Source organism: Gloeocapsopsis sp. IPPAS B-1203 (genome assembly GCF_002749975.1).
Classification (GTDB): Bacteria; Cyanobacteriota; Cyanobacteriia; order Cyanobacteriales; family Chroococcidiopsidaceae; genus Gloeocapsopsis.
This window is the reverse complement of sequence record NZ_PEIG01000001.1, coordinates 115,350-141,797: the sequence shown is the minus strand read 5'-3', so window position 1 is coordinate 141,797 and position 26,448 is coordinate 115,350. Positions and strand designations below refer to the sequence as shown.

Here is a 26,448-nt window from a genome sequence, read left to right as displayed (position 1 = left end):
AGTATCTAATATCCTCCTAAAATTCCTCGGCGCTTTGCTTCTACTTCTGCACGACGAAATACGATTAAACCTAAGGCTAAGTATCCTAATCCATTGAGAAAGGCAAGTGAAATTTCAACAAAGTTTAAACTTAGATTACGTGCCATTAAATCGCGGAGAATTCCTGCACCCATTGTCATTGGTAACAGCGATCGCATAATCCATAACGTTCCACTCCAGGTTTCTGAGGGAATTGTCAGGAGAAATAATAAGGCAAATTGTGTCAGCCCAAGTAATTGCTGAATGCGTTTAAATAGTAAAGCTAAAGAAGCCATGAGGAAGGCTAAACCATAAGCACCGAACAAAACTGTCAGCAGTGGCAAAATTAAAGTCGGGGGAAAATACAAACGTCGTCCTGTTAGTAAGAGAATTAGTAGTAAAATTCCTGTAATTATGACAATGTTGATAGTTAAGCTGGCGATCGCTCGTGCCAAAAATACTCGCGGTACACCATAGGGTGTTAGTATGACTTGCTCTAAAGTTCCCGTTTGTGCTTCAATTTGCAGGATACTGACAATACTCGTAACAATAAATATTACTAAGGTCCATAGCACATATCCGACAACGATCGCATCCAGGCGATCGCCAAATTGTAAATTAGGACCTGCAATGTAACGGGCACTGAGAAATAAGCCATAAAATACGGATGTAATGATAAAAACTCCGGCGATCGCATCAACAGGATAGCGCGTAAACTCAATCCAACTGCGTTTGAGTTCAGCTAAAAATAGTTCAAACATTACGGTTTTCTCGGACAATTTTGAGGAAGACTTGCGTCAAATCAGCTTGTTGTTTGACTTGGATTAAAGGTAGAGGGTTGAGAACAGCTAGAACTTGATACAAACCTTCTGAGGTTCCCTCATAAATAATTCTATCGGCTTGGACTATGACACCTAGAGATTCAAGTTTACTCGTTTGTACGGAATCTAATTCACCTGCTATCTCGATAATGTAAGTTGAACCCGAAAAGCGCCGGATAATTTCGCGCGTTCGTTCCTCGGCTAAAATTTTACCTTGTTGAATAATCGCGACGCGATCTGAGATTTCTTCTGCGACATCAAGTTGATGTGTTGTTAACAAAATTGCACAGCCTTCTTGTGCAATCTCGCGTACTAAAACTTTGACATTTTGGCTAGCTTCTACATCTAAACCCAACGTGGGTTCGTCGAGTAACAACAATCGCGGTTGGTGAACTAATGCAACTGCGATCGCCAACTTTTGCTGCATCCCGCGTGAGAGTGTTTGTACTGGGGCGCGGCGTTTTGATAGTAAGTCGAATCTTTCTAATAATTGCAGTCCGTTTTTATGCGCTACACGGCGATGAAGTCCGCGTAATGTTCCAAAATACTCTAAGTTTTCTTCAGGAGTCAGTCGCCAATAGAGATTGCGGTTTCCTTCTAAAACTGCACCTACCAAGCGTAGCGATCGCGGATTGCGATGCGGATCAGAACCTGCAATTTTTACCGATCCTACATCAGGTTTGATTAAACCCGCGATCATTTTGATACAAGTCGTTTTTCCTGCGCCATTGGGACCAAGAAATGCAAGAATTTCACCAGAATTTATGTTTAGAGAAACGCCACGTACAGCTTCAATGAGCTTTTTGCGTTGCTTGTAGGTTTTATGTAGGTTGTGAACTTCGAGGGCGATCAAGAGAGGGGTGAGGAGTGAGGGGTGTTAGCGTTAGCGTTAGCGAAGCCCAGCGAGGCGAAGCCCAGCGGGACGGAGTCCGAGGTGAGGGAATGTCTGAAGCGTTAAAGCGTAAGACTTTACCTGCTGTAATTTATTTTAGATGGTATCTTTATAATTCTTTATTTGGGTAGTTGAATTGTTGAACTAAACATTGGGCGATGCGATGGGCTGCGCCTGGTTTTCCCATGCGTTGGTAGCCGTTTTTGGCGATTTGTTCAAGTTTTTGGGGATCTTGAAGTAGCGATCGCACTGCATCCGCAACTTGTTTTGGGTGTTCGACTAAAGTTAATGATGAACCAAGATGACGGCTTTGGGCTTCAGCAAAGGCATAAGTATATTGTGGCCCATTTCCTGGAAAGGCGATCGCACATTTTCCTAAACCAATAAATTGTTCGGTGGCTGTTCCCGCCATTGCAATTGCGAAATCTGCTTGATGTAAGCAATCGTTGTAAGCATTTTGAGTTAACACAACAGATGCATTTTTTTGCTTAAATGTCAAGTTATCTTGAGAAAAACCTCTATTGATAAGACTTTGACACAATGGTTCTAAAGATAATGTGGGTGCGATCGCCGCGAGAAATAATAGCGATCGCGTCGGGAATGCGGCAATTAATTCGGCGACAGCAATGAGAATTTGTTGCCAATTTTCATAAGCTTCAGGAGGGCGCGAACCAGGAAGTAAGAGAATTGTTAACCGCTGCGGATCTGTATCTAGCTTTAATAAATTTTGCGCTTCTAATCCATCCATCATTGGATTTCCCAAATCGAACGCCGGAATTGCCCACTTTTGTAATGTTTTTGTTGTTAGTGTGTCTCTGGGAAAAACCGCTTTACAGCGCGGGTGACTCATCAAATAACGGTCTAAAGGATGGTAAACTGAAGCCGACAGATTTTCTAAACGCGAAAGTGGCGATCGCCGTTGATGCCATCCTGATTCATCTTGTCGGTAATATTCTGATTTTGCTGTGCCGACAAAAGCGTAATTTGCCCCACTTGCCCAAGCAAAAAGTAACGGTACAATATCACCTACAGCTAAAATTACACCACCCTTTGCCCAACTACGGACTACCTTAATTTGAGACAAAGTGAGTTTTAGCAAACCGTACCTTAAATCTCGCCAAACTTGTCGCCCATCCATATAAATAAATCCACCGGAAGGCATTGTTTGTACTGCCCCAACTATGGGAATACTCGATTGAGAGTAGGCGTGTCCTTCACCAACTATAGGTAAAGCAGCAATGTCAATTGAAGTTAACTTCTGTAATTCCTGGAGAATTCGTACAGCAATAATATCCTCGCCATGACCATTACTGAGGCAAAGTAACTTTATTCTAGAACCTGGGGAAAATGCTGATAAATTATTCATCTAGAAACAAAATAACACTAGTAAGTGTCTGTAACTGGGTAATGGGTAATTGGTAATAGGTAATGGAAACACTACTAACCACTTATAGACAAATTAATTAGACTAATAATTATGCGTGTTTCTTATACTGCAATTTTTACTTTGGCTGGATTGACTGCCATAGAGCTAATTTATACATCACTTGCGACGGCTAGCCCTCAAGCTATTGTTCCCAAAGGTGATGTGCAGTATTATCAAGAATATCAAAATGCGGTTGTTCTCCCTACGCGAGAATCATCGGCAAATCCAACGCGCTTAGCAGCGAACTCGCAACAGTTACCAGCAGAAGGTAACGATTTGTTTGTCACTGCAACAGATGTTCAAATTGTGGGCGCAAGCGAAGAATTACAACAAATTGTCCGCAATGCGATTAACACTCGTGTCGGAGGAGAAACAAGTGAAAGTCAGCTACAACAAGATGTCGCCGCGATTTTAGCGACAAATTTATTTAGAAATGCCACAGTTAGTAGTAACCCGACTGCAACTGGTTTAAATGTGGTGTTTCAGGTGGAACCTGTTATCGTGCGTTCGCTGCAACTTAGGGGTGCAAAAGCCTTACGACAAAATGTAGCCGTAGAACGCATAAAACCGCAAATCGGCAATCCAATTAGTCCATCAGCATTAAATCAAAGTGTTGACCAAATTAACGAGTGGTATGCCCAAAATGGCTACACTTTGGCACGAGTTATCGCAATTCGCCCTAACCCACAAGGCGTACTAACGATGGAAGTTGTGGAAGGAGTTATTAGCGAAGTTCGATTCCGCTTTTCTGATGAAGATGGCAGGTTTGTTGATGACAAAGGTAAGCCAATTCAAGGAAGAACGCAACCTGATTTTCTCCGTCGCGAATTAAATGTCAAACCAGGGCAAGTTTTCCGCGAAGAAACAGTGAGACAAGATTTACAAAAGCTTTATCAATTAGGATTATTTCAAAATGTCCGCGTCGCCTTAGATGGTGATGCGACAAAAGTTGATGTGATCTATGACTTGACAGAAACTCCAGCGCGTGCTGCCAACTTGGGTGGCGGTTACAATGATGATAGTGGGTTGTTTGCGACAGTCAGTTATAAAGACTTTAACTTTAGTGGTCTTAATGATTCAATCGGTGCTGATGTTCAAATCAGTCGTCGCGACATTCAATTTGATACAAATTTCACTAGTCCCTATCGGGAGAGTAACCCTGATCGCTTCGGGTATCAACTCAATGCGTTTCGCCGTCGCGGGATATCTCAAACTTTCGATGGTGATGTTTCTTTGCCAAACGACGATCGCCCAAGAGAAGGACAATTTGGCACAAGTGTAACTTTACAGCGCCCGATTGATGACTGGCAAGCTTCAATGGGATTAAACTACAAACGCACTAGTATTCGCGATCGCGCAGGGAATATTTCCCCTGAAGATGAGTTGGGTAATCCTTTAACCTTGAGTGGTACAGGAATCGACGATTTGACAACGATATCTTTTGCTGCGACGAAAGATTTTCGGAATAACCTTGTCAATCCAACGGAAGGTTCTGTACTCAGCCTGAACGCGGAACAGTCAATTCCCATCGGTCAAGGGGCAATTTCAATGAGTCGCCTGCGGGCTAATTATAGTCAGTATGTTCCTGTCGATTTCATCGGAGGCAAAGATGAACCCGAAGTTTTTGCCTTTAATGTTCAAGGGGGGACAACAATTGGCGATTTACCACCGTATGAAGCGTTCAATTTGGGTGGTTTAAATTCAGTACGCGGTTATGGTAGCGGGGAAGTTGGCAGTGGGCGATCGTTTGTGTTAGCTTCGGCAGAATACCGCTTTCCAATCCTCGATTTTCTTGGAGGAGTAGTTTTTGCTGACTTTGCTTCAGATTTAGGTTCAGGAGATACAGTACTCGGAGAACCAGCGGTAGTCCGCGATAAACCAGGCTCGGGCTTTGGCTATGGTGCTGGTGTGCGAGTCAATTCACCGATTGGTTTAATTCGTGCTGATTTTGGATTTAATGATCAAGGAGAAAGTCGCTTACAGTTCGGTTTCGGTCATCGCTTTTAAGGAGGAGCGATAAAGTAGAAGTCAGTATTTATACTTTATCGTTCGGTGGGGAGGCTTGACTATGCTAGTAGGAAAAAAATTGCAACGAGGGAAATATACCCTAGATCAAGAAATTGGACGCGGTGGCTTCGGGATTACATTCACAGCGACTCACCAGTACTTGGGTCAAGTTGTCGTCATTAAAACGATCAACGAGGAACTGCGACAGCATCCTGAATATGTCAGTTTCTATCGGCAATTTCAAGATGAAGCCCGCAGATTAGCGACTTGTGTCCATCCTAATATTGTACGTGTGAGCGACTTTTTTATAGAAGACGCATTGCCTTACATGGTCATGGACTACGTTCCTGGACAAACATTGGATCAAGTTGTTTTTCCTAATAATCCGCTTTCAGAAGCAACAGCGATCCACTATATTCGCCAGATTGCAGCAGCTTTACAAGTAGTACATAAAAATAATTTATTACATCGGGACGTTAAACCACAAAATATTATATTACGTCAGGGCACGCAGGAAGTTGTTTTAATTGATTTCGGCATTGCCCGCGAATTTACTCCAGGTCATACACAAACGCATACTAATATTGTTTCTGAAGGATACGCACCAATTGAACAGTATCTACCTCACGCACCGCGTACTCCTGCGACTGATGTTTATGGTTTAGCAGCAACATTGTATTCTTTATTAACAGCAAAGGTTCCTGTTGCAGCTAGTTTGCGCGATCGCGTTTCGATGCCAACACCCCGCGATATCCAACCGCAACTGAGTATTGCAATTAACCAAGCTGTCATGCGTGGTATGGCAGTAGAAGCCAAGTTTCGCCCTGCAACAATTGCAGAATGGCTAGCTTTATTACCTTCAGAGTCTTTCACCGCAGCAGATATCCAAATACAACCAGCATCTACTCATACCGCCGCAACAGTTGCAATGATTCCCCAACCACAATCAATTGAACCCCCACCACGGGTTGTTCCTCAACGTAAACGAGGGTTATCTGGAATTGTACTCGGTATTGGAGCCGCTGCGATCGCAGGTATTACTGCGGTTGCTGTTGCTAACGTGTTATCTGAAGAAGATACTCAACCAACTGCACCTGCGATTGTTCCACCAAGTAATATTCAACAAACTGGTGAAAACGACACCGAAGTCTCACCATCCCCACAAACAGAAGCTACACCGCCAGAAGAACCAGCGCCTTTTCGTTGGCGTCCGCGTAACCGCGTTGAACCAGAAGAATCGACAACACCAACAGAAACACCATCACCATCTCCTGCTGAATCTCCTGTTCCAGATCCATTACCAGAGTCGCCTTCTGCGGTAGACACGCCACAACCTACGACAGAACCACCATCCGAAGAACCGTCACCGACAGAAGAAGCACCGTCAATCGTAGTTCCAACACAACCTGCTTCCCCAAAACTACCCGAAGCAACTGGAGAATCACAAACGGGTGATAATTTAGATGCATCTCCTCAATCTCCAGATCTTCAACCGGAATAGGAATAATAAGAGTGCGATCGCGTATTGATGGTTATGAGTGCGATCGCGTATTCTTACTCAAGAGATGCTTGGCGATTAAAGCCGCAGCTAAACTAAAGCTGTTAGCATTTAGCTAGTTGCCAATTGAAGAGTGCTATTCACTTTTATAAGTCCCTTACTGAGACTTAGTTTTTGATAACTTCCTCACCGTTAAAATGTTTTTGAGAAAGGTTCTTTTCTTCTCTTTCGCTACTCTTACAGGTCTTTTTGCTTTACTATTAGTTGTTTCACTACTTCCAAGAAAACGGGGAATTTCTTCTCAAGAAAATGATGTAATGATTTGCGTAAATCAAGTTGGTATTCATACTAATATTATTGTACCCGTCCAGAATAATACTTATAATTGGCAAAAATTCTTGAACATCAAAGAAATTGGGAAAGAGCCTTCAGGAAATTATCAATATTTAGGTTTTGGTTGGGGCGATCGCGACTTTTATCCAACAAATCCTAGTCAAATCCAGGAAATCCTTCCACTCGGTGTACAAGCCTTATTCTTTTCCCGTGGTTCCGTCATGCGAGTAGAAGGTTATCAAGAAATACCCCAAAGACATGATATTCAATGCGTAGGAGTCAATAACTCAAACTATCTAAACACTGTACAATTTATTCAAAACTCTTTTCAACTAACCCCTCAGGGTCAAATAATATTATTCGTGCGTAGTGATGAATCAGAAGCTAGCTATTATGAGGCGAAAGGTCATTATTCAGTTTTAAGAAACAGCAATAATTGGACTGCTGAAGGCTTAAGACAAGCAAACATCAATACACCACTTTGGGCTGGAATTCCTCAAGCTGTCATGTTTCATGTCAGTAGAAATCCTAATTAATTACTATTTTTTATTTATAACAGTTAAGAATTGTTCAGGCAAATTTCTCACTATTTCTTTCCATAGTGGTGCAGAAAATGTCGTCCACGGTCAAGGGTCTGGTCATGAGAACGGCACCACTGGCGAGAACTCAATGCGAGCGTCTCGGGTTTGCTGGTAGTGCTTCAGGGCATAGGCTTTCGGGGGGCTTCGCTGGGGCAGTGGGGTAAAAGTAGGCAAGCTCAGTCGCTGATCGCACCGCCGAGCAATCTCTCCAAGCTCCAGTTGCCGAAAACTCAACCCCGCTCACCGTGCCAGTCAAGTTGAGAAGGGCATCCCCACGAGGACGGCAATCAGGTGTGTCGAGGAGCATGACCAGTGACCTCAGCCGTTGGGCGTCTTAAAGGCGAGATTGAGACACGTCAAAGCCCGCCGACAAGTCATCCTGAAAATGCGGATCGCAATGCCGCCATAGCGCTGACCACACCCATGACCCACTCCCACTGATGGACCTGCAGCCATTGCAACAGGTGCTTATGGTTAAAGCCTCGGTCTGCCAGGCGTGTGACCGAACACTCGAGTGGAATCTGCTCAGATGTCTTCTCCAACTCGGCTTGATAGTCCTCGAAAGCGACACTGGCACTCTGAGTGTTCCAGAACCGTTTGCGCCACCGTCAGCGAGCGACCCATCTGGGATTCAGCTGCCCATCAGGGCTTGGGCGAGCCCGATGAAGAGCGGTATTCCTATGGCAATCGCAACCGGCGTGCCGATGGCTGTGGACGCGCCTATGTAGGCGGAGGGATTGGCCGACGGGATACCGGCTCGTAAAGTGGGCGGTCCTGAGATGTCTGAACTGGAGCAGGCAATGATGGCCAGGAGCGCGACACCGCCAGGGCTGAACCCCGTGACGTAGTGGGCAATCATGCCGAGACCGAAGGCGATAAACCCATGCAGCAGCGGCGCCACCAAGGCATATACGGCGTACCACTGGGCTACCTTGCGCAGCTCGCCAACCCTTGACCAGGCCTCCATACCCATTACCAGCATCAGTATTGAAAGTAGGCCGCGGAAGAGGGGTTCGTAGAAGCTTTCAAAGACACTTTCCGGTCGGGTTAGCAGACCTAGAGCGAGGCCGAGTAGCAGTGCCGATAGGGCAGAACCCTCGAGGCTTTCCTTCACGATGGGCCATATTTTGACCCGTTCACGCTGCTTGCTGGGATACCCGCTTGCGGTAATGCGCTGCTGGCTACGATACTCCTGCCTGCTTGTGGGATACTCCTGCCTGCTGGGATACTCGCCTGCGGTACTGAAAGATGCGTCTGCGGTACTGAAAGATGCGCCTGCGGTACTGAAAGATGCGCCTGCGGTACTGAAAGATGCGTCTGCGGTACTGAAAGATGCGCCTGCGGTACGGTGCTGCTCGCTGAGAGACTTTTTCTTACTGGTATAAATGCTGGCCACGACGATCGCAGTTACGAGCGCTGGGATGTCCATGAAGGGATAGAGTGCGCCGGCCCAGGCCTCGTATTCGATGCCTTGCGCTTCCAGTACCGTTATGCCGGCGGCGAGGGTAGAGCCACTTACGGCACCGAACAAGCCCGCAGTCGCAACGGCATCCACGGTTCTGATGCCCGGCAGCTTGGCCAACGTGTAGCGCCCGATGAATACGATAAGCATCCCCGTTATCACGGCGAACAGCGCGGGCAACAGCATCTCCGTCAGATTGGAATTGCGGATCGCAATGCCGCCGCTCAGACCGACTTTGATGAGCAGCATGAAGACAATGAACTTATAAATCGCATCTGGAATTTCCAGTTTGCTACCAAGGGCGGCAATGACTATACCACCGATCAGAAAGGCGAGCGTTGGTGACTGCAACTGCGCCCCGAATTTCGTCAAAAAATCGGACAAGAAATCCACTAAAACCTCCTTCCGCCTCCTCTAACAAGGAGCGGCGATTATTGTGATAAGTGAGCTTTAAAAAGTTGAAGAAAGTAAGGGTGAAGTGCTTCACCTCATATAGCACAGGCGTTACGCGAGAACCTGTCGATAGGGTGTTTAGAGATGGCCGCTCTCCTAACGGGGCTGGAAGGTGATAGCTGTCCTGCACCATCCTCCATAGATCCTGATCTATCAAAACATGAATCTCTATGTGTTTAAGCCTATCCTAAAATGGACAGATTTTTGCGCTCCATAACATGGATTTGAAACGCAATGTCAAATTCAAATCATAAGTTTTTCTTTTGTTTGGCGATCTCCGCCTCTGGTTAATGTAAATTGCGATCGCTCTTTCTGGGCAACAATCCCATCGAAGACATCTCCCCCCTAGCTCACTTGCATGAACTTGAAGAACTTTTACTGTTCAACACCTCAGTAGCTGATATTGCGCTGCTCAAAAATCTCGCACAACTTACCTGGCTAGACCTTTACAACACCCCAGTCGCAAAAACGACCGCCTTGACTAGATTGGTTTAGCTGACCTGGTTGGATCTGCGGGGCACTGAGATCCGCGATCGCACCTGAGAAAGTGCAACCAGAGAGCGTCTGTCTCTTCTCGCCAACCGATTCCATCGACCCATCCAAAACTCGTGCAGATGTTGCCTTAGCTAATCCGCCGCTGTGAGGGGTCGCACCATGGTCGCCTTGAGACCAAATTACGATGTCTCAAGGAGAATACCTCGCCCCTACGATGGGTCGTATCAATCCACCTGCAATGCGGGTGACTCTGTTGGTGGGGTCGGATCTAAGGGGGGACTGTAGCGAGCGGCGTTAATCCAAATTACTGAAAGCAGTAAACCAACACTGCAACCGATCAAGAAGATCCAACCGTGGGAGGGTTCTAAAACACAGAGCAAGCGGCGATTACTGCCATACACCTGCACGACCCACCCCTCATTCGTATCCAAGTTTAGCTGTGACTGCCTCGATTCAAACTTATTCATGGTTTTCGCTTCATACTGCTTGTGTGTATCGCTTACAGGTTGCTTGCCTGTATCGCACGGAACACCTGCCGAAAATCCACCTGTGTGATCTGTGTAGTGGCTTCAAAACAGTAGTTGTGTCTTTGAGCTGCTTGCGCTGAATTTTATAGATATAAGCCTATACTTCAAGCAAACATCATATCTTTAAGTTTATGCAATGCCTAGCTAACAAGCAGCATTTTTGACAAAGTATTGCTTCAAACTTGCCAAATCTTTTGATAACCGAAACTTATAAATTAAACCTGCTCGGTTATACCGCACCTGATTCCTATGAACCCTCGTTGATTCTGGCGGTTGCGGAGGAATCAGCCGCCGGCTGATGCTACTCCAGCTGATGTTTGGTTTTTTCGATTCAATTTCGTGTGAATTCTGCATGACTAGTCCGTCAATTGCCACGCATTAGTTTGCATATGGGAGGAATCGCCCCACGTCGATCGGCTTCCCCCGTGCCGCCGACTACTAAAACATCTGCGGTGAGGGTGATGATATTCCAAAGCTGCTCCGCTGTTGGATGGTGAATCGAAGTTTGATTACTCTACCAGTGGACGGTACTGCAAACGGCATCCTCGTCCCTAGTGCCCCCTGCAATCTGATGTTGAATGGTGGTCATAGCGCCAAAAGGATAAGTGTTTTTTATAAAATGCTTCCGCTAATCTGAGTCAATCTTGCTCAACAGAGGGGAGTGGATGCGCCGCTCTTTGGCATAAACTTAAAAATATGGTTCAAAGCAAAACCATAGAGTCTTGCCTTGAATTGTCGCAACAGAACGCGTCAGGAGGTAACCCACATGACCCAGAAAGCCAGCAAGCTCGTCATCGTCACGGAAAAGGTGCTGCTCAAACAGATCGTCAAGATCATCGACGAAGCCGGGGCTACCGGTTATACGGTGGTGGCCGCTGGCGGTAAAGGCAGTCGCAACGTGCGCTCGCCGGGACAACCCAGCGTTTCCGACACCTACTCGAACATAAAGATCGAGGTACTCACCGCCAATCGGGATATGGCTCTGAAGATTTCGGATGAAGTCGCAGTGAAGTTTTTCGACGATTATTCGGGCATCGCCTATATCTGTGACGCGGAGGTACTGCACGCGCACACGTTCTAATTCAGAACCCCTTAGTGGTGTAGAAGCGCTCCGCGCAAATGTGCAGATTTTCAAGCAAATAATGAATCCGCTCTAGACTAGCTCAAGCACTACAGTCTCGATGACTCAGGTACGGCAACCAATAGACCAGACAAGCCTTCTGAGACGGCAATATCGCCCCAACGGCTTCAGAGACTCCTTGCAGATGACGCACGTCTTTAGCGTTTACCCATTGACTCAGTTGGTTCATCAGTTGACCATACAACAGGGGAGTGTCCATGGCAGCTGCTGGTAGTTGAGGAACTTCAGCCTCTGATGGATAGCTCTCCTTCTCAAGATGAGAATCCAGCTACACTAACCTTTAAGATTTCTTCCTCTGCGTTTCCCATTGCTACGCTAGTTGCTACAACGGGGGGCACCCCCGCAACTTTGCCATGGCTCACGCGGAGTTCTACAGGGCGCGGGAACCTCCGCACGAAAGTGGCTCCTCTGTGGTTCGTTTCCAAAAAATCTCGTAACTTACACACGATTACTATAAGACGAGCGCTCGCGTAAACTCTGCAATGCTGCGATTTGTTTTGCTTGTTCATTGATCCGAATCGAAAGGCGATCGCACACCAATTCACATAACTCGAAAGCGATTGGATCGACAATTTGGTAATAGACACTACCACCTTGAGGAGTGCGAGTTACAATACCTGCTTGTAGTAACACTTTCAAATGTTTAGAAACATTCGCTTGTCCGAGTCCAGTTATTGTAATAATTTCGGTGACATTTTTTGCCCCTGAAGTGAGACTGCTTAAAACTGTTAATCGACTCACTTCAGATAAGACTTTGAAATATTCTGCAACAGGAGTAAGGGCTTGAGGAGATTGCATGAATATCCTTAAAACAGCATAAGATTGAGGAAATGCCACTATATTGCGAACTAGGAATATAATGGCGGTAAAAAAAACACGAAGCACGTATTAAATACAACCACTACTCATCGTGAGCAAAACGATGGTAGAGGAAATCAAGCGCGTAGTTGCGTAACTTGTAGTATTGCGGGTCTTCCATAATGCGGGCGCGATCGCGTGGGCGGGGAAAGGGAATTTCCATAACTTCCCCAATTTTTGCGTGAGGACCATTTGTCATCATTACCAAGCGATCTGCTAAAAATAAAGCTTCATCAATGTCGTGCGTAATCATCAAAACTGTACAGCGATGATCGTTCCAAATTTTCAGCAATTCTTCTTGTAGTTCCTCTTTAGTAATCGCATCCAACGCGCCAAAAGGTTCATCTAAAATCAATACTTGCGGACGAATTGCCAAAGCCCGTGCAATACTGACCCGCTGTTTCATACCACCTGAGAGTTGTGGTGGTTTTTTATCCGCAGCTTCGCTAAGTCCTACCATTGCTAAGTGTTCGCGGACGATCGCTCTTTTTTCGGCTTGAGGTTTATTAGGGTGAACTGCATTAACTGCTAAGTAAACATTTTCAAACGCTGTCCGCCAAGGAAGTAAAGCGTAGTTTTGGAAGACTACCATGCGATCGGGACCTGGTTTGGTAATTGGTTTAGAACCAAGCCGCACTTCTCCTGAAGTTGGGTGATTAAACCCTGCAACCATGTTGAGGAGTGTTGATTTACCACAACCTGAGTGACCGATAACACAGATAAATTCACCTTCAGCAACCGTGAGATTAACACCATCTAAAACCGTATAAGGACCTTTTGATGTGGGATAAACCTTCGAGACATCTTCCATCACCAAAAATGGTTCGCGTTGCGTTGCAACTGACACGGTTTGACTTGCTGTCTCGGTATAGGCAAAAGTGCGCTTAAACATTGTAATTCCAGATTGTAAATTTCGGATTTTGGATTGATTTTTGAGGCTTAAGCGGCGACAAGCGGACGTCGCGCATCAAGCACAACTTCAGCGATCGAGAAATCGCGTTTGATTGCTAAATCGTTGAGATAGCCAATTGGATCGTCAGCATTGAAGACACTACCGTCAAATAACTTGATCGGCTGACGAGTGTAACTGATATCTAAACCCAATTCTCTAGCAGCAGTACTGAACACACCAACTTTGCAAATGCGTTCGACGATTTCTACCCAGTTTCTGGGAAATGGAGTATCACCCCAACGCGCCAGTTGCGTCATAATCCACAGTTGTTCGGTACGACTGGGACGATTAATCGCTGAGTCTGCATAAAATTGGTGATGCGCATACTCTCGCATCGGACGATCGAGACTACACGTTGAGGTATTCGGATCTTCGATTTGAACATAAGCAAGATCTGTGCTGACGTACTCCCGCCGCGCCACAATTTCGCGGACTTCTTCAGAATTCGCTGGATTTCCACAGTAGCGACAAGCTTCTAAGAGTGCTTTAACTAGGGCAATATGCGTGTTAGGATACGCTGCTGCCCAATCTTCGCGGACGCCGAGAACTTTACCAGGGTGTCCTAGCCAAATTTCTAAGTCAGTAGCTATAGTAAAACCAACGCCTTCTTCCGCAGCGCGGATATTCCAAGGTTCTCCGACGCAGTAACCGTCAATTGTTCCAGCTTGTAAATCTACGATCATTTGTGCGGGAGGAATTGTTTTGAGAGAAACATCGCGATCGGGATCGATACCACCTGCGGCTAGCCAGTAACGTAGTAGTAAGTTATGCATCGAACTTGGATGCACCATGCCCATGCGATGCTGTTGATTGGCAGTTGAATGCAGATATGCTTTGAAATCAGATAAGGTGTAAATGCCTTGCTCGTAAAAACGTTTATCGAGAGTAATCGCGTTACCGTTACGCGTCATTGTTAGCGATGTTGCAACAGGTAACGGACGGTTTTCGCCTCCTAAAGTTAACCACATTGGCATTCCTGAAGGCATTTGCGCGGCGTCTAAATAGCCACCACTGATACCATCAACAATTCCCCGCCAACTTGTTTCGCGTACCAGAGTCACTTCGTCCAAACCATGCTTTGTAAAAAAGCCTTTTTCTTTCGCTACTGCTAAAGGGGCGCAAGCTGTGAGGGGAACAAAACCGATTTCGAGATTGACTTTTTCTAAGCCGTGACGGGAAATCGCCGCCGTTTTCCGTGCTCGAATTTTTTTAATCCGTTTTTGCTGGTTGAGGAAGTAAATCATCTCACTGCGCAAGCTGTAGTAGCTAGGATGTTCGACAACTTCCATGCGCTTGCGCGGACGCGGGATATCAACTTCGAGAATTTGACCAATCTTTGATTCGGGTCCATTGGTTAACATCACAATGCGATCAGATAGCAATACGGCTTCATCGACATCGTGCGTCACCATAATTGCGGTAACGTGGTTTTCCTCGCAAATTTGCATGAGTTGTTCTTGCAAGTTCCCCCGTGTTAATGCATCTAGCGCCCCGAAAGGTTCATCGAGTAAGAGTAATTTGGGACGAATTGCTAAAGCGCGGGCGATCGCTACTCGTTGTTTTTGTCCGCCGGATAGCATCTCTGGGGGTTTATCTGCATGAGGACGCAACCCTACCATATCAATATGTTGTTCGACGATCGCACGTCGTTCGCCTGCGGGTAAATCTTTCATCGTTGCATTTACTGCTAAGGCGATATTTTCGCGGACGGTACGCCACGGTAGCAATGAATAATTTTGAAAGACAACCATGCGATCGGGTCCTGGTTTGGTGATGCGTTGTCCTTCAAGGGTGACGACACCATCGGAGGGTAAATCTAATCCCGCCACCATATTTAATAGCGTTGATTTACCGCAGCCAGAGTGACCAATTAAGGAAACAAATTCGCCTTTTTTGATTTGCAGGTCAATTCCTTTGAGGGCTACGTATTGCCCACCGCCAGCTAAATCAAAGACTTTATCAATGTTATCGACAGCAACGAATACAGACATAGTGGTAATTGGTAATTGGTAATTGGTAATTGGGATTAAGTTTTTTGTCCTTGGGGTACGATTAGGGTTTCAATCCATGCCATTAATTTGTCGAGGAGTAAGCCAACAATACCGATGTAAACGAGGGCTAAAATCACTTCACTAACGTTATTGTTTTGGTATGCTTCCCAAATGAAGAAGCCGATGCCGACGATACCGGACATAACGATTTCTGCGGCGATAATTGCTAGCCAAGCTAAGCCGATCGCGATTCGTAAACCTGTGAAAATGTAGGGTAACGCTGCGGGAATGAGAATGTTGAAGAAATATTCTTTGCGGGTGAGTTGCAGTACTTTGGCAACGTTGTTGTAGTCTTGGGGAATCTGTTTCACGCCTACCGCTGTGTTGATTAAGATAGGCCATATTGCGGTGATGAAGATTACGAATAATGCTGCGGGTTCGTTTTGGCGTAATGCGGCGAGGGAAATGGGAACCCATGCTAGCGGTGGTACTGTTCGTAAGAGTTGAAAAATCGGGTCTAGCGCTTTGGACATTAATTTACTTGTGCCGATCAAAATGCCTAAGCCAATGCCAACAATTGCCGCTAATACATAACTAATTGCGACTCGTTGTAAGCTAGCAAGAATTTGCCAGAATAAACCTACATTTGTTCCACCCAAGTCAAAGAAAGGCCAAAAAATCAGTATCCAGGTATCTTGAACAACTTGAATCGGTCCAGGTAGAGTTGCACCAGGTGTTAAAGAAAATAGTTGCCAGATTATTAGGAAGATGGCGATCGCAACGATTGGCGGTATAAGATCGGGAAATTGTTTATTAATCCGCGATATCCAAGGATTTTGTAAACCTCTAGCTGGACGGGTGCGTAACGTTGTCATTAACTTTGTTCTCCTAATTGGTGATTGGTAATTGGTAATTGGTAATTGGTAATTGGAAATCTTGAAGCTATTACCGTTTACCCGTTACCCTTAAACATTGACTCGCTTAATTTTTAAACTCTGAAGATAAGCGTTAGGATTTGCTGGATCGAATGAGATACCATCAAAAAATTGTTCTACACCGCGTGAAGTGCTAGTGGGAATATCTGCGGCGGCGATACTCAGTTCTTGTGCTGCTTCTTTCCACAAATCTTCGCGATTGACTTTATCGATTAAAGCATTAGCATTTGTTAATGTATCGGGCGGTAAAAAGCCCCAGCGGACGCTTTCGGTTAAAAACCAAAGATCGTGACTCTTGTAAGGATAAGAAACACTTCCGCGTTCGTCTTTCCAGTAGAGTGTTGCCATTGAGCGGTCATCGATCACGCGATCGCCCATATCGATCTTGCCCATAAACGGATCTAAAAGCACTTCCGCTGGGACATTAAAGTAGTTTCTGCTCGAAAGAATTTGTGTCAGTTCTTGGCGATTATCAAAGTTATCACACCATTGTTGGGCTTCCATGATTCCCTTTAATAAAGCTTTTGCTGCTTTGGGATGTTTGTCTACCCATTCCGCCCGAATTGCTAGATATTCTTCAGGGTGATTTTTCCACATCTCTGCGGTTAATGCCGCCATGTAACCAATACCATCTGTCACAATACGGTAAGGCCAAGGATCGCCGGTGCTAAATGCATCCATTGTTCCTGTTTTCATGTTGGCGACGGTTTGCGCGGCGGGGACTGTCAATAATTTCACTTCACTATCTGGATCAATGCCACCTGCTGCTAGCCAGTAGCGAATCCATAAATCTTGATTAGCTTGCGGGAAAGTATAAGCTGCTGTAAATTGAGTTCCTGCTGATTTTAATTGCGCGAATAATGATTCTTTACCTGCAAGTTTTAGTCCAATACCTTGGGCTTGATGTTTATTGGCGATCGCAATTCCGTTTCCTTGTGTATTTAGCTGACATAAAACGTACATTGGAATTCGGACATTGCCTTTGGTAATTCTACCTTCAGAAATGAGATAAGGCATCGGCATTTGCCATTGTCCGCCATCCACGCCACCACCTGCTGAACCAATTTCAACGTTATCTCTAGCTGAACCCCAGTTTGCTTGTTTTGATATTTCAACTTCAGTCATTCCATACTTAGCAAAAAAACCTTTTTCTTTTGCCACAATTAAGGGAGCCGCTTCTACAATTGGGATGTAGCCTAACTTAATTCTGGGAGTTTCTGGAGCCTGTGCCGGATCAATATTTGTAGCCGCTACTTGTTGAACTTGAGTTGTGCTAACCGTTGTTCCAGGCGGGTTTCCTAAACATCCTTTAAGGAAAATTGACCCTACCGTAGATGCTCCAGCCGTTAAAAGAAACTTACGACGAGATTGCTTTGGAAATTCGCTCATACTCTCTCCAAGAAAACTTTATGACCTCAATAAGCTATTTATTAAAATTCCTATTTAGTAGGAAATCCTAAAAATTTATTACTTTCACTGAGTTACGAGATGCACCCACTAGAATACTGCTACAACTTTTAGTAAAAAACTTGCAGCTAATGTCTCTCTCAGTTAATGTCAAAACATTTACTAGCTGTTCTTTCTCACAGTCAGCTGTGCGTTAAATGTAACTTTATCATCTTTAATTAATAATTGGTTCACCTAAAACCACAAGTTATTAATGAAAAATTAAATGCTATGCATAGGGATTTCTAGAGGTAATTTTTGCGTGCCTATTCTCAGCAAATAGTACTCTTAAGTTTTATTTATCAATAATCCCTAAACAACGTAATAGTGTAGTTTTATTGCAAAATTGGTTGGCGATCGCTATTAGGTGCTGCGAGGGTAATAAGTACAATAAATACTTGTGTTTTAGGCTGGTAATCAGCTACAACGTTCAACAATAAAGGTTTTTATTTTGTCTAATGAGAAATATAAATTAATTCCTTATGCAAATTTAATACATTACGAATACTGTCATAACAAGTAAGCTAAATTAATTACTAATACAAAAGATAAAATAGTTCTGAACAAGGTAAGTTCATGGCAGACATTGTTGATATTGCGGTAAGTGCAGGTTCGTTTAATACCTTAGTAGCAGCTGTACAAGCGGTTGGTTTAGTAGAAACGCTCAAAAGTCCTGGCCCTTTTACGGTTTTTGCACCGAATGATGACGCTTTTGCGAAACTTCCACCTGGTACAGTGCAAACATTGGTACAGAATATTCCTCAATTAACTAGGATTCTGACGTTTCACGTTGTTTCAGGTAAGCTGATGAAGGCTGATTTAGCCAAAGTTGATTCGGTGACTTCTGTTGAAGGTTCACCGATTAAGATTGATTGTTGTGATGGGTTTGAGGTGAAAAATGCTACGGTAATTGCGCCCGATATTGAAGCTGATAATGGCGTTATTCACGTCATTGATACCGTTATTCTGATGGGATAGATTATTAAGGGTGGGTAGGACTCACCCTTTTAAGGTAATTTTTGCACCAACAAAAGCACAACCCGAAATAAGACGATATGGAAGAATTATTAGAACTCAAAGAACTTCTTATTCATAAAGATATTGAAGGTGCTTATGCTTTGGTTGAAGACTTGGAAGAAATGGGAAAAAAAGGCGTTGCTAGAAACGTTCGTTCTTATGCTAAAGTTTTACTGCTGCACCTGATTAAACAACAAGTTGAGCAGCGTACTACCAAGTCTTGGGATATATCGATTCGCAACAGTCTTAGGGAAATTAAAGATCTTAATACACGTCCATCAGGCAAAGGAACGTACCTTAACAACAAAGAGTTGCGTGAAGTGATTGCAGGTGCGGTGGATAGCGCTATTGATCAAGCCTCAATTGAAGCCGCAGAAGGGATATACGAAGCGCGACAGATTGAGCAAAAGATAGATCGAAACGAACTGGTTAAACGTGCGATCGCAATGATTCACAGGTAGCTTTTAGATTAAGCAAATATTTGTTTGACAGGAATTTGTAAATTTATGAGTATTGGCGAAGTAAGTTCATCATTTGCAAACAGCGTTGCAATCAAGGTTAAAGCAGCTTTTTCGCGCTGATAAACTTCAATTTGTTGTTTTTGCCAATCAACTATCCAATATTCTTGTACGCCTCTTGATGAATACAGTTTTAATTTCACTTCGCGATCGCGGCGTTCGTTTTCACCACCAGAGGATAACACTTCTACAACTAATTCTGGTGCAGCAGTCAGATGTCCAGCATCATCTAACAAAGTGGCTAATCTCTTATTACTCGCCCAAACAACATCGGGAATTACATTATCAGCATCAGAAAAGATAATCCCAGGGGCGATCGCTACTTGTCCTAAACCTGTTTCTTGTGACCAAATATTAAGTTCTTGGTAGATATTGCCACAAACCCGTTGATGATTCCAGTGCGGCGCTCTTGCCACAAACAACTCCCCGTCAATTATCTCATAGCGATTGCCGTTATCCGGCAACAACTCTAAGTCAGCTGTTGTCCAGCGTAGTCGTTCGGTTGTAGGCTGCATATAAGCCCTCTATTGCGGGGAATAGCTATATTTTAGTTGATACAACAATAGGGTAAGCTATATTGCTTACTCTGCATTATTGTATTTGATAGAATTTGCTCTTTAATTAGAGTTTAAGTAAAGTTTAGCTAAATTGATATAAAATCCAATTCTTGAAATTCATAATTTATCGAATATACTTTTAAGTAAAATTTACTCTAATTGTATTTAGAGCTTGTGTAAGATCATTTGCCTGTATTCTGCTAATATAACCCCCATAAATTAACTTACCATCCACATCTGATAAAAATATATGGTCAAAAGCTAGATTTTGATAGAACTTCACAATGGTTCCATCTCGTAAACTAAACATTGGTGTTGCTCTCTTTAAGTCTCTGCTGTGAGCTTGATTCATTCCTTGAATATTACTTAGTATAAATATGACTTCTTGTGTCACTTTTGAGGTATGGTTAGATATTTCAGCCTCATTCAACATTTCGGATATGAGTTTACTTGTAATTTCTCCTGTTTGAGTAGCAATAGCGCCCGTTAACGCACTTGTAACAATATTCCACATATATAGGTTTTTCAAAAGAGCTTTGTAAATGATTCCAATACTATTAAAAATATTTTGAAATTGACAACTGTACATACACTGAAAAGTATTCGCAAAAAGGCTAATAGTGATTTTTTATGATATGATGACCCCTCAATAAAATAGAGGGGACACAAATATATTTGATTTTCTGAGTGCAGCTGAAAGTTTTCTATCGATAATCTTGCTGTTGAATATCTCGTAAACGTGCAGCATCGCGAATACCGTACTCTGAGCGCGTAAAGCGATTTAATTGGGCTTCAAAAAAGTCGCGATTTGCTTGTAAGTGCTTTGGATTTGGGTCGTCTAAAGGATACAACAATGCAGTCCGCAATGCTTGAATAACAGCAGATGTTACGCAATACATGGAACGTTGAAAAGTGATGCCTAATTGGATTAGCATATCTTCTTCACCGCGACAGTGTTGGTGATAGTAATCAACCAAGTATTGTGGTAGAAAATGCAACATATCTTGCATCAACAATGTGGGAGGAATACCCGCAGTGCCAACAGGGAAGACATCAGCGTAGAGAATACCATAGTGAAAATCTTTTTGATCGTCGGGAACTTGTCTTGCTTGCGCATTGTATGACTTTGTTCCTCTAAATGGTGAAGTACGATAGAAAACGGCTTCGACATACGGTAATGCAGCTTCGTATAGCCATGTAAAGCCTTTTGATTTAGGAATAATCTCGTAGCGTTCGCCACGAATATAGACATGATGATAAATTGGACGCCCTGCAACTGCAAAGATGCCATTTACCAAGAAATTCATTGCATCGGGTACAGTTTTAAAATCACCAGCATCGTAGCGATCGCTCATTTCAAAAAATACTGGTGCCATCACTTCCCAGAATAAGCCTAGATTGCTGTAATACGACATCTGGCGACACTGTTCCAAAAACATATCAGGAAACAGTTTATACATCCCCAACATCAAGGGATTACCCTGGAAGTAGGCTTTAATTGCTTTATCTGCGTTCGCTTTGTACTCTTCGCTATCTAAGTAAGAATCAAACTTATTGTAAGGCGCATACATTCCCCGATGCCACAGCATTGAGCGCATACACTCTTCCGCAAATTCCATATTGATGCGATCGTGAAACAAATGATGCAACAGTTTGGGCATTTTGAAGGTTTCACCCTTCTCTATAAACGCAAGTAGTTCAGGATGCGCAGTGGCTTTGCCTTTTTGCCAAATTCTTAAATCAGCGTCTTCACCTGCATAGTGATTGTGCAATTCCAAATACTCTTTGGGAATGAAGTATTTAAAAAACGGAAAAGGCTCTAGAAAGACACGTTCAGCAATATACAGCAAGTCCCGCCAATAAAAATCCATTGGCACAGCATAAGCTTTATAGATTCCGATAATTTGCATCAAGTTTTCTGGTGTATCGGGTAACATAGCCCCACCAGCTTCTAAGCGGTGAATAACCTGAGCAAATTCGTGTTGCGATGGTGGTAGTTTAGTAGTTGGAGGTTGAATTGTTGCGGTCATGGTAACTGGTAATCAGTAATTGGTAATTGGTAATTGAGATTAGAAGTAGTATTTGTGCAATTTCTCTGAACTATTCACTAGCCACTAGCCACTCACTCACCCCTCGCTCCGGACTTCGTCCCGCTGCGCTAACGCTTCTAACCCCTTCTTCCAGTGCAGGAATTGTTGCCACCATTGCAGTTGTTGTGGGTTCACTCCAACGCACTAGCCAAGTTGGTTGTACTCCTAAAAAGATAATTAAGCCTGCCAAAATGAAAGCTGGGATTTTTTCAGACCAAAAGACTTTAGGATAGTAAGCGAGATTGTTGTCGAGTTTTCCAAAACAGGTACGATTAAGCAAAATGACAAAATAAACTGCGGTTAAACCTGTTGCAACAACGCACAAAATCGTTTGGATCGGAAAAACAGAGAAACTGCCCTGAAATACAATAAATTCGGCAATAAATCCTGTCATTCCAGGAATACCCGCGCTAGCCATACCACTTAAAACGAGGAGGGCGCTAATCACTGGTAAACCGCGCACTGGACTCATTAATCCATTTAGCTTATCTAACTCGCGAGTACCAACTTTAGTTTCGACGACTCCGACTAAGTGAAATAAGATTGCTAGAATGATACCGTGGCTAACCATTTGTGAAACCGCACCAACAAGCGCTAGGGGAGTACTAGCCGCCGCTGCTAACAATACGTAGCCCATATGACCGATTGAACTAAAGGCTACCATGCGTTTGATATCTTTTTGTGCGATCGCCGCTAATGCCCCATAAATAGCACTCGCTGCACCCCAAATTGCCAAAGTTGGCGCGATAGTTGCCCAGGCTTCAGGAAACAAACCCATACCAAAGCGTAAAATTCCATAGGTTCCCAACTTAGCTAAAACTCCACCCAGCAAAATTGCGATCGGTGCAGAAGCTTCGACGTAAGCATCAGGTAGCCAGGTGTGAAAGGGAACTAAGGGAATTTTGATACCAAAACCGAGAATGATGCCTGCTAGCAGTATTACCTGCAGTGTTGAAGATAAAGCCTGTGTTGTCAGAGTATCGTAAGCAAAGCTGGAAGCACCAGTAAGCCACACCATACCTAGAAATGCGGCTAAAATTAATGCACCAGATACAGCAGTGTAAATTAAAAACTTGATGGCAGCGTATGCTCGTTTTTCACCACCCCAAATTGAAATTAGTAGGTAGAAAGGAATTAGTTCGAGTTCGTAGAACAAGAAAAACAGCAAGAGATTTTGTGCAGCAAATGCACCTGCTACCCCACCGCTAACTAGCAAAATCAATGAGTAGAAAAGTCGCGGGCGTTCAGTTTGCTTGGCACTGCTATATATTGCAATCCAGGTTAGCAAGCTATTAAGTACCAGCATCAGAATTGATAAGCCATCAGTTCCAAGTTGATAGCTTAACCCTAATGTTTCATTCCAAGGAATGTTTTCTAAAAACTGCATTCCTGGACTCGTAATATCAAACTTGAGTAGTAGAAAAATATTCCATGCCAAGGTGAAACCAGCGGCAAGAAGTGCTGCAAGGCGAATGCGTTCTGTAGAAATATTTTTAGGAAGGAATGCTATAAGTGCTGCACCTAAAATAGGCAACCAAATTAAAACACTGAGCATAAGATATTTACCTTAAAATTTTTGATGATGTTTTTCTAGTTTTGTTGCAGACAAGATGTCTGCAGATACATAATAGAACTCAGAAATTGAGAATTAAGGAAATATATGAATACATCAAGTTCAAAAACTGATCTCCCCAAAATTGCCAACTCATCAAAACTCCAAATAAACCTACACCCAGTAACACAGTAAAAGCATAAAATTGTGTTTGACCAGAAGTACTGTACTTCAATCCTTCTCCACCAAAGATTGAAATCAATCCAACTAAGTTAACAATGCCATCGACAACAAAGCGGTCAACAATATCAGTGATTTTTGAAATTAAATCAACACTAAAAACAATGCTGAGACGGTAGAGATTTGGTGTATAAAAATCATAAGCAATGAGGTCTTGCAAACCTTTCCACGGCAGACGTACTGGTTTAGTAATTGTATTACCAAGGTAGATCAAACCACCGATGCTACAGCCAAAGATACTCGACCAAATTAAGAGTAAAGCTACATCTTTATTGAGTAGTTCCCAACTAGGTAACAGTGATAAGCTTTGTAATACTAAAGGAAGATGTAACGTGAAAGCGAGCAAGATAATCATAGGTAATGCCATAGGCCAATGAATTTCTGGCGATCGCTCACTCATTTGCTTAGATCTACCACCAAATACCAAACCGAACTCACGAGTTAAACTAAATGCGGTTAAAGCATTGACGACGATAATGACTCCCACTAGCCAGGGTTGTGTTTCCCATAGCGCAGATGCAAGTTTGAGTAATGCCCAAAAACTACCTAGTGGTGGAAAACCAATTAACCCTAACGTACCGACAATAAAAGCCATACCAGACACAGGACGACGCGACCACAAGCCACCGAGTTGCGTCACATCTTGGGTGACACTATTCCAAACAATTGCACCCGTACTCATCACCAACAGCGCAGACGCTACAGCATGAGTTAGTACCAATAACAACGCCGCTTCACTCTGTTGTGTACCAACGGCAATAAAAACCAAGCCCATGTATGCACTAACTGAATATGATAGGCAGCGCTTGATATCGATTTGGGCGATCGCAATTAAAGAACCACCAACCGCAGTCACTGCACCAATCCCTACCAATGCAGACATGACAACAGGGGATAGCGCTAATACGGGTTGTAATTTAATTAATACCCAAGCACCACTAGCGACAACGACTGAATTCCGTAAGATTGTGCTAGGAACAGGTCCTTCCATTGCTTCATCTAACCATAGATGCAACGGAAACTGCGCGCATTTACCCATTGGACCGGCAATTAATGCTAGACCAATAAGTGTTATCACTGTCGGATCGACGTTTGCAGTAGCCGCCCAAGTTGCAAGTTCGGTAAAGTTCCAAGTTCCTGCAAGAGGTAGCAGCGCCAACACTCCCATCAATAGAAATAAGTCACCGACACGCTTTGTCAAGAAGGCATCTCTTGCACCTGTAACTACCAACGGTTGGCTAAACCATAAACCCACCAACAGATAAGTTCCTAAAGTGAGGATTTCCAAGAGTACGTAGCTGAAAAATAACGAGTTGCACAATACTAAGGCACATAATCCAGCTTCAAATAAACCGAGTAGGGAATAAAACCTTGCCCAACCCCAGTCCATTTCCATGTAGCCAAAGCCGTAAACTTGCGCTAGTACATTGATACCAGTAATAACAACAAGTGCTGCGACGCTAACTGAAGAGACTTCTATTGCGATCGTTAAATCTAAACCCGCAGTATTCAACCAAGGTATAAATATTTGTTGGGGTGGTTGATGCCAAGTTGCTGGCAAGCTAAGTAAGCTATGTAAAAATGCCAGAAATGTCATTATAAAATTGACATATCCTGCGGGTCTTGGTCCCGTACGCCGTAGTATTCCTGGCGACCAAGGTACAGCCAAAAGACCGCCAATTAAGGCATAGCAAGGTACAACCCAGACACTCTGGATAAGAAATTCCATTGGAATTACCTTTAATTCTCGAAACGACTAAAAATTTTCACTCTAAAGCATGATGCTTATGAAACTGCAATAGTACTAAGTGATGCTTTCGTTATTTAGTTATTTGATCTAAATAAAATTTTAACTTTTTGAGGGTTAAAAATAAATTATTGCTTCAGTGGAATCTACGATAGTTTCTATAACTTTTGTTTATTAGTATTGTCTATTGTGAAGTTTATTAATCGTAATCATTGATTTTTATGGATACTACTCACTAACTATCAACTTAAGTCAATGATTTACATTGGTTTTCGTCTATGCATAGAATGAAGACACTAACATGCAGAAGCGATCGCTTTTTTTGAGATGTCAATCGGGCGATTGCGGTGATTCTACAATGGGGAAAGCTTTTGCGTACACCAGAAATTGCGATGAAGCCACAACTCAAGATGGAGATAGCCGAGCAACCAAAGCATGATGAGACTGAATTTATTGTTCAACAATTGATCCAATTCAACAGTCGTTGTGCTGGTGACGGCAATTTTCGGCAATTAACTGTGTTCTTAAGAGATGAAGATGATAACTTAGTTGGTGGTTTAGTTGGCTCAACATATTGGCAGTGGTTGTATGTTGATGTTTTTTGGATAAATGAAACTTACCGAGGAGGAGGTTGCGGTACCTCTCTTCTAGCTGCTGCGGAGCAGGAAGCAGTTAAGCGCGGCTGTCAATATGCCTATTTAGATACGTTTAGCTTTCAAGCACCAGAGTTTTATCAAAAACTTGGATACACTGTGTTTGGTGAGCTACCAGACTTTCCGGAAGGACACAGCCGATTCTTCTTAAAAAAAGTGCTGCAATAAGCGCAGCCTAATAATCCCGCTCTATATAAGCCATTTACCATTAGTACTTCTTGGCAACACAAAACACTAC

At 43.6% G+C, this 26,448-nt stretch carries 27 protein-coding genes; 8 read left to right on the top strand and 19 right to left on the bottom strand.

Going from position 1 to position 26,448, the window contains the following annotated elements:
- Window positions 1-5 precede the first annotated feature (5 nt).
- The 3 genes from CSQ79_RS00635 to CSQ79_RS00625 all read right to left on the bottom strand — a co-directional run bounded on the left by CSQ79_RS00635 (window position 6) and on the right by CSQ79_RS00625 (window position 3,097).
- On the bottom strand, window positions 6-779 hold the full coding sequence (locus CSQ79_RS00635; RefSeq protein WP_099699282.1) for an ABC transporter permease: 774 nt from the start codon (window positions 777-779) through the stop codon (window positions 6-8).
- Entirely contained in the window at window positions 772-1,692 is a 921-nt protein-coding gene (locus CSQ79_RS00630) for an ABC transporter ATP-binding protein (protein ID WP_099699281.1), read from the bottom strand. Before CSQ79_RS00630 ends, CSQ79_RS00635 begins: the two co-directional genes overlap by 8 nt.
- Window positions 1,693-1,840: 148 nt before the next feature.
- A complete protein-coding gene (locus CSQ79_RS00625) occupies window positions 1,841-3,097 on the bottom strand; it encodes a lipid-A-disaccharide synthase-related protein (RefSeq protein WP_099699280.1) in 1,257 nt (418 codons plus the stop codon).
- Between the two features lie 111 nt (window positions 3,098-3,208).
- Between CSQ79_RS00625 and CSQ79_RS00620 the strand changes: the two genes are divergently transcribed.
- The 3 genes from CSQ79_RS00620 to CSQ79_RS00610 all read left to right on the top strand — a co-directional run bounded on the left by CSQ79_RS00620 (window position 3,209) and on the right by CSQ79_RS00610 (window position 7,531).
- Window positions 3,209-5,164 (top strand): BamA/TamA family outer membrane protein, encoded by a 1,956-nt coding sequence (locus CSQ79_RS00620; RefSeq protein ID WP_099699279.1) that lies wholly within the window; start codon window positions 3,209-3,211, stop codon window positions 5,162-5,164.
- Between the two features lie 61 nt (window positions 5,165-5,225).
- Window positions 5,226-6,665: a serine/threonine protein kinase gene (locus CSQ79_RS00615; protein ID WP_099699278.1), complete on the top strand. Its 1,440-nt coding sequence runs from the start codon at window positions 5,226-5,228 to the stop codon at window positions 6,663-6,665.
- Window positions 6,666-6,979: 314 nt separating this feature from the next.
- Window positions 6,980-7,531, top strand: coding sequence for a DUF2459 domain-containing protein (locus CSQ79_RS00610; RefSeq protein ID WP_289500130.1), 552 nt, complete (start codon window positions 6,980-6,982; stop codon window positions 7,529-7,531).
- A 130-nt stretch (window positions 7,532-7,661) separates the two neighbouring features.
- On the opposite strand, the gene CSQ79_RS26985 is transcribed toward CSQ79_RS00610, so the two are convergent.
- Window positions 7,662-7,883 (bottom strand): hypothetical protein, encoded by a 222-nt coding sequence (locus CSQ79_RS26985; protein WP_143755401.1) that lies wholly within the window; start codon window positions 7,881-7,883, stop codon window positions 7,662-7,664.
- A 324-nt stretch (window positions 7,884-8,207) separates the two neighbouring features.
- Entirely contained in the window at window positions 8,208-9,431 is a 1,224-nt protein-coding gene (locus CSQ79_RS00605; protein WP_099699276.1) for a sodium-dependent bicarbonate transport family permease, read from the bottom strand.
- A gap of 357 nt (window positions 9,432-9,788) precedes the next feature.
- Here CSQ79_RS00605 and CSQ79_RS28560 point away from each other — a divergent pair, with 357 nt between their 5' ends.
- Window positions 9,789-9,986, top strand: coding sequence for a leucine-rich repeat domain-containing protein (locus CSQ79_RS28560; RefSeq protein ID WP_354000882.1), 198 nt, complete (start codon window positions 9,789-9,791; stop codon window positions 9,984-9,986).
- Here the strand turns inward: CSQ79_RS28560 and CSQ79_RS27225 are convergent.
- The 3 genes from CSQ79_RS27225 to CSQ79_RS00595 form a co-directional block, all read right to left on the bottom strand.
- Complete coding sequence (locus CSQ79_RS27225; protein WP_289500128.1) at window positions 9,930-10,082, bottom strand: hypothetical protein; 153 nt, start codon at window positions 10,080-10,082, stop codon at window positions 9,930-9,932. The two genes, CSQ79_RS28560 and CSQ79_RS27225, sit on opposite strands and share 57 nt — an antisense overlap.
- 128 nt (window positions 10,083-10,210) lie before the next feature.
- A complete protein-coding gene (locus CSQ79_RS00600) occupies window positions 10,211-10,453 on the bottom strand; it encodes a hypothetical protein (protein WP_099699275.1) in 243 nt (80 codons plus the stop codon).
- Between the two features lie 204 nt (window positions 10,454-10,657).
- A complete protein-coding gene (locus CSQ79_RS00595; protein WP_143755400.1) occupies window positions 10,658-10,867 on the bottom strand; it encodes a hypothetical protein in 210 nt (69 codons plus the stop codon).
- A 412-nt stretch (window positions 10,868-11,279) separates the two neighbouring features.
- Between CSQ79_RS00595 and CSQ79_RS00590 the strand changes: the two genes are divergently transcribed.
- Window positions 11,280-11,594 (top strand): P-II family nitrogen regulator, encoded by a 315-nt coding sequence (locus CSQ79_RS00590; RefSeq protein ID WP_099699273.1) that lies wholly within the window; start codon window positions 11,280-11,282, stop codon window positions 11,592-11,594.
- Window positions 11,595-11,676: 82 nt separating this feature from the next.
- Here the strand turns inward: CSQ79_RS00590 and CSQ79_RS27220 are convergent, their stop codons facing one another.
- The 6 genes from CSQ79_RS27220 to CSQ79_RS00565 all read right to left on the bottom strand — a co-directional run bounded on the left by CSQ79_RS27220 (window position 11,677) and on the right by CSQ79_RS00565 (window position 17,779).
- A complete protein-coding gene (locus tag CSQ79_RS27220) occupies window positions 11,677-11,853 on the bottom strand; it encodes a hypothetical protein (RefSeq protein ID WP_289500126.1) in 177 nt (58 codons plus the stop codon).
- 239 nt (window positions 11,854-12,092) lie between these two features.
- Window positions 12,093-12,458 (bottom strand): ArsR/SmtB family transcription factor, encoded by a 366-nt coding sequence (locus CSQ79_RS00585; RefSeq protein WP_099699754.1) that lies wholly within the window; start codon window positions 12,456-12,458, stop codon window positions 12,093-12,095.
- A gap of 97 nt (window positions 12,459-12,555) precedes the next feature.
- Window positions 12,556-13,404, bottom strand: a complete 849-nt coding sequence (locus tag CSQ79_RS00580) for a nitrate ABC transporter ATP-binding protein (RefSeq protein WP_502693896.1) — start codon at window positions 13,402-13,404, stop codon at window positions 12,556-12,558.
- Window positions 13,405-13,451: 47 nt separating this feature from the next.
- On the bottom strand, window positions 13,452-15,455 hold the full coding sequence (locus CSQ79_RS00575) for an ABC transporter ATP-binding/substrate-binding protein (RefSeq protein ID WP_099699272.1): 2,004 nt from the start codon (window positions 15,453-15,455) through the stop codon (window positions 13,452-13,454).
- Window positions 15,456-15,490: 35 nt separating this feature from the next.
- The gene (gene ntrB / locus CSQ79_RS00570; protein WP_099699271.1) at window positions 15,491-16,330 is read right to left on the bottom strand and encodes a nitrate ABC transporter permease; all 840 of its coding nucleotides are present in this window, start codon (window positions 16,328-16,330) and stop codon (window positions 15,491-15,493) included.
- Between the two features lie 90 nt (window positions 16,331-16,420).
- Entirely contained in the window at window positions 16,421-17,779 is a 1,359-nt protein-coding gene (locus CSQ79_RS00565) for a CmpA/NrtA family ABC transporter substrate-binding protein (RefSeq protein WP_099699270.1), read from the bottom strand.
- Window positions 17,780-18,412: 633 nt separating this feature from the next.
- On the opposite strand from CSQ79_RS00565, the gene CSQ79_RS00560 reads away from it, so the two are divergent.
- Together CSQ79_RS00560 and CSQ79_RS00555 are read left to right on the top strand one after the other, a co-directional pair.
- A complete protein-coding gene (locus CSQ79_RS00560) occupies window positions 18,413-18,814 on the top strand; it encodes a fasciclin domain-containing protein (RefSeq protein ID WP_099699269.1) in 402 nt (133 codons plus the stop codon).
- A 77-nt stretch (window positions 18,815-18,891) separates the two neighbouring features.
- Window positions 18,892-19,314, top strand: a complete 423-nt coding sequence (locus tag CSQ79_RS00555) for a DUF29 family protein (protein ID WP_099699268.1) — start codon at window positions 18,892-18,894, stop codon at window positions 19,312-19,314.
- An 8-nt stretch (window positions 19,315-19,322) separates the two neighbouring features.
- Here CSQ79_RS00555 and CSQ79_RS00550 read toward each other — a convergent pair whose 3' ends face one another.
- From CSQ79_RS00550 to CSQ79_RS00530, 5 genes are all read right to left on the bottom strand, one after another.
- Entirely contained in the window at window positions 19,323-19,886 is a 564-nt protein-coding gene (locus CSQ79_RS00550) for a Uma2 family endonuclease (RefSeq protein ID WP_099699267.1), read from the bottom strand.
- A 181-nt stretch (window positions 19,887-20,067) separates the two neighbouring features.
- Window positions 20,068-20,442 carry a hypothetical protein gene (locus CSQ79_RS00545; RefSeq protein ID WP_143755399.1) on the bottom strand — a complete coding sequence of 125 codons (375 nt, stop codon included), beginning with the start codon at window positions 20,440-20,442 and terminating at the stop codon, window positions 20,068-20,070.
- A 190-nt stretch (window positions 20,443-20,632) separates the two neighbouring features.
- Window positions 20,633-21,958 carry a CO2 hydration protein gene (locus CSQ79_RS00540; RefSeq protein ID WP_099699265.1) on the bottom strand — a complete coding sequence of 442 codons (1,326 nt, stop codon included), beginning with the start codon at window positions 21,956-21,958 and terminating at the stop codon, window positions 20,633-20,635.
- A 70-nt stretch (window positions 21,959-22,028) separates the two neighbouring features.
- On the bottom strand, window positions 22,029-23,573 hold the full coding sequence (locus tag CSQ79_RS00535) for an NADH-quinone oxidoreductase subunit M (protein ID WP_099699264.1): 1,545 nt from the start codon (window positions 23,571-23,573) through the stop codon (window positions 22,029-22,031).
- Window positions 23,574-23,652: 79 nt separating this feature from the next.
- Window positions 23,653-25,539, bottom strand: a complete 1,887-nt coding sequence (locus CSQ79_RS00530; RefSeq protein ID WP_099699263.1) for an NAD(P)H-quinone oxidoreductase subunit F — start codon at window positions 25,537-25,539, stop codon at window positions 23,653-23,655.
- Window positions 25,540-25,904: 365 nt separating this feature from the next.
- Between CSQ79_RS00530 and CSQ79_RS00525 the strand changes: the two genes are divergently transcribed.
- On the top strand, window positions 25,905-26,378 hold the full coding sequence (locus CSQ79_RS00525) for a GNAT family N-acetyltransferase (RefSeq protein WP_289500117.1): 474 nt from the start codon (window positions 25,905-25,907) through the stop codon (window positions 26,376-26,378).
- Window positions 26,379-26,448: the final 70 nt, after the last annotated feature.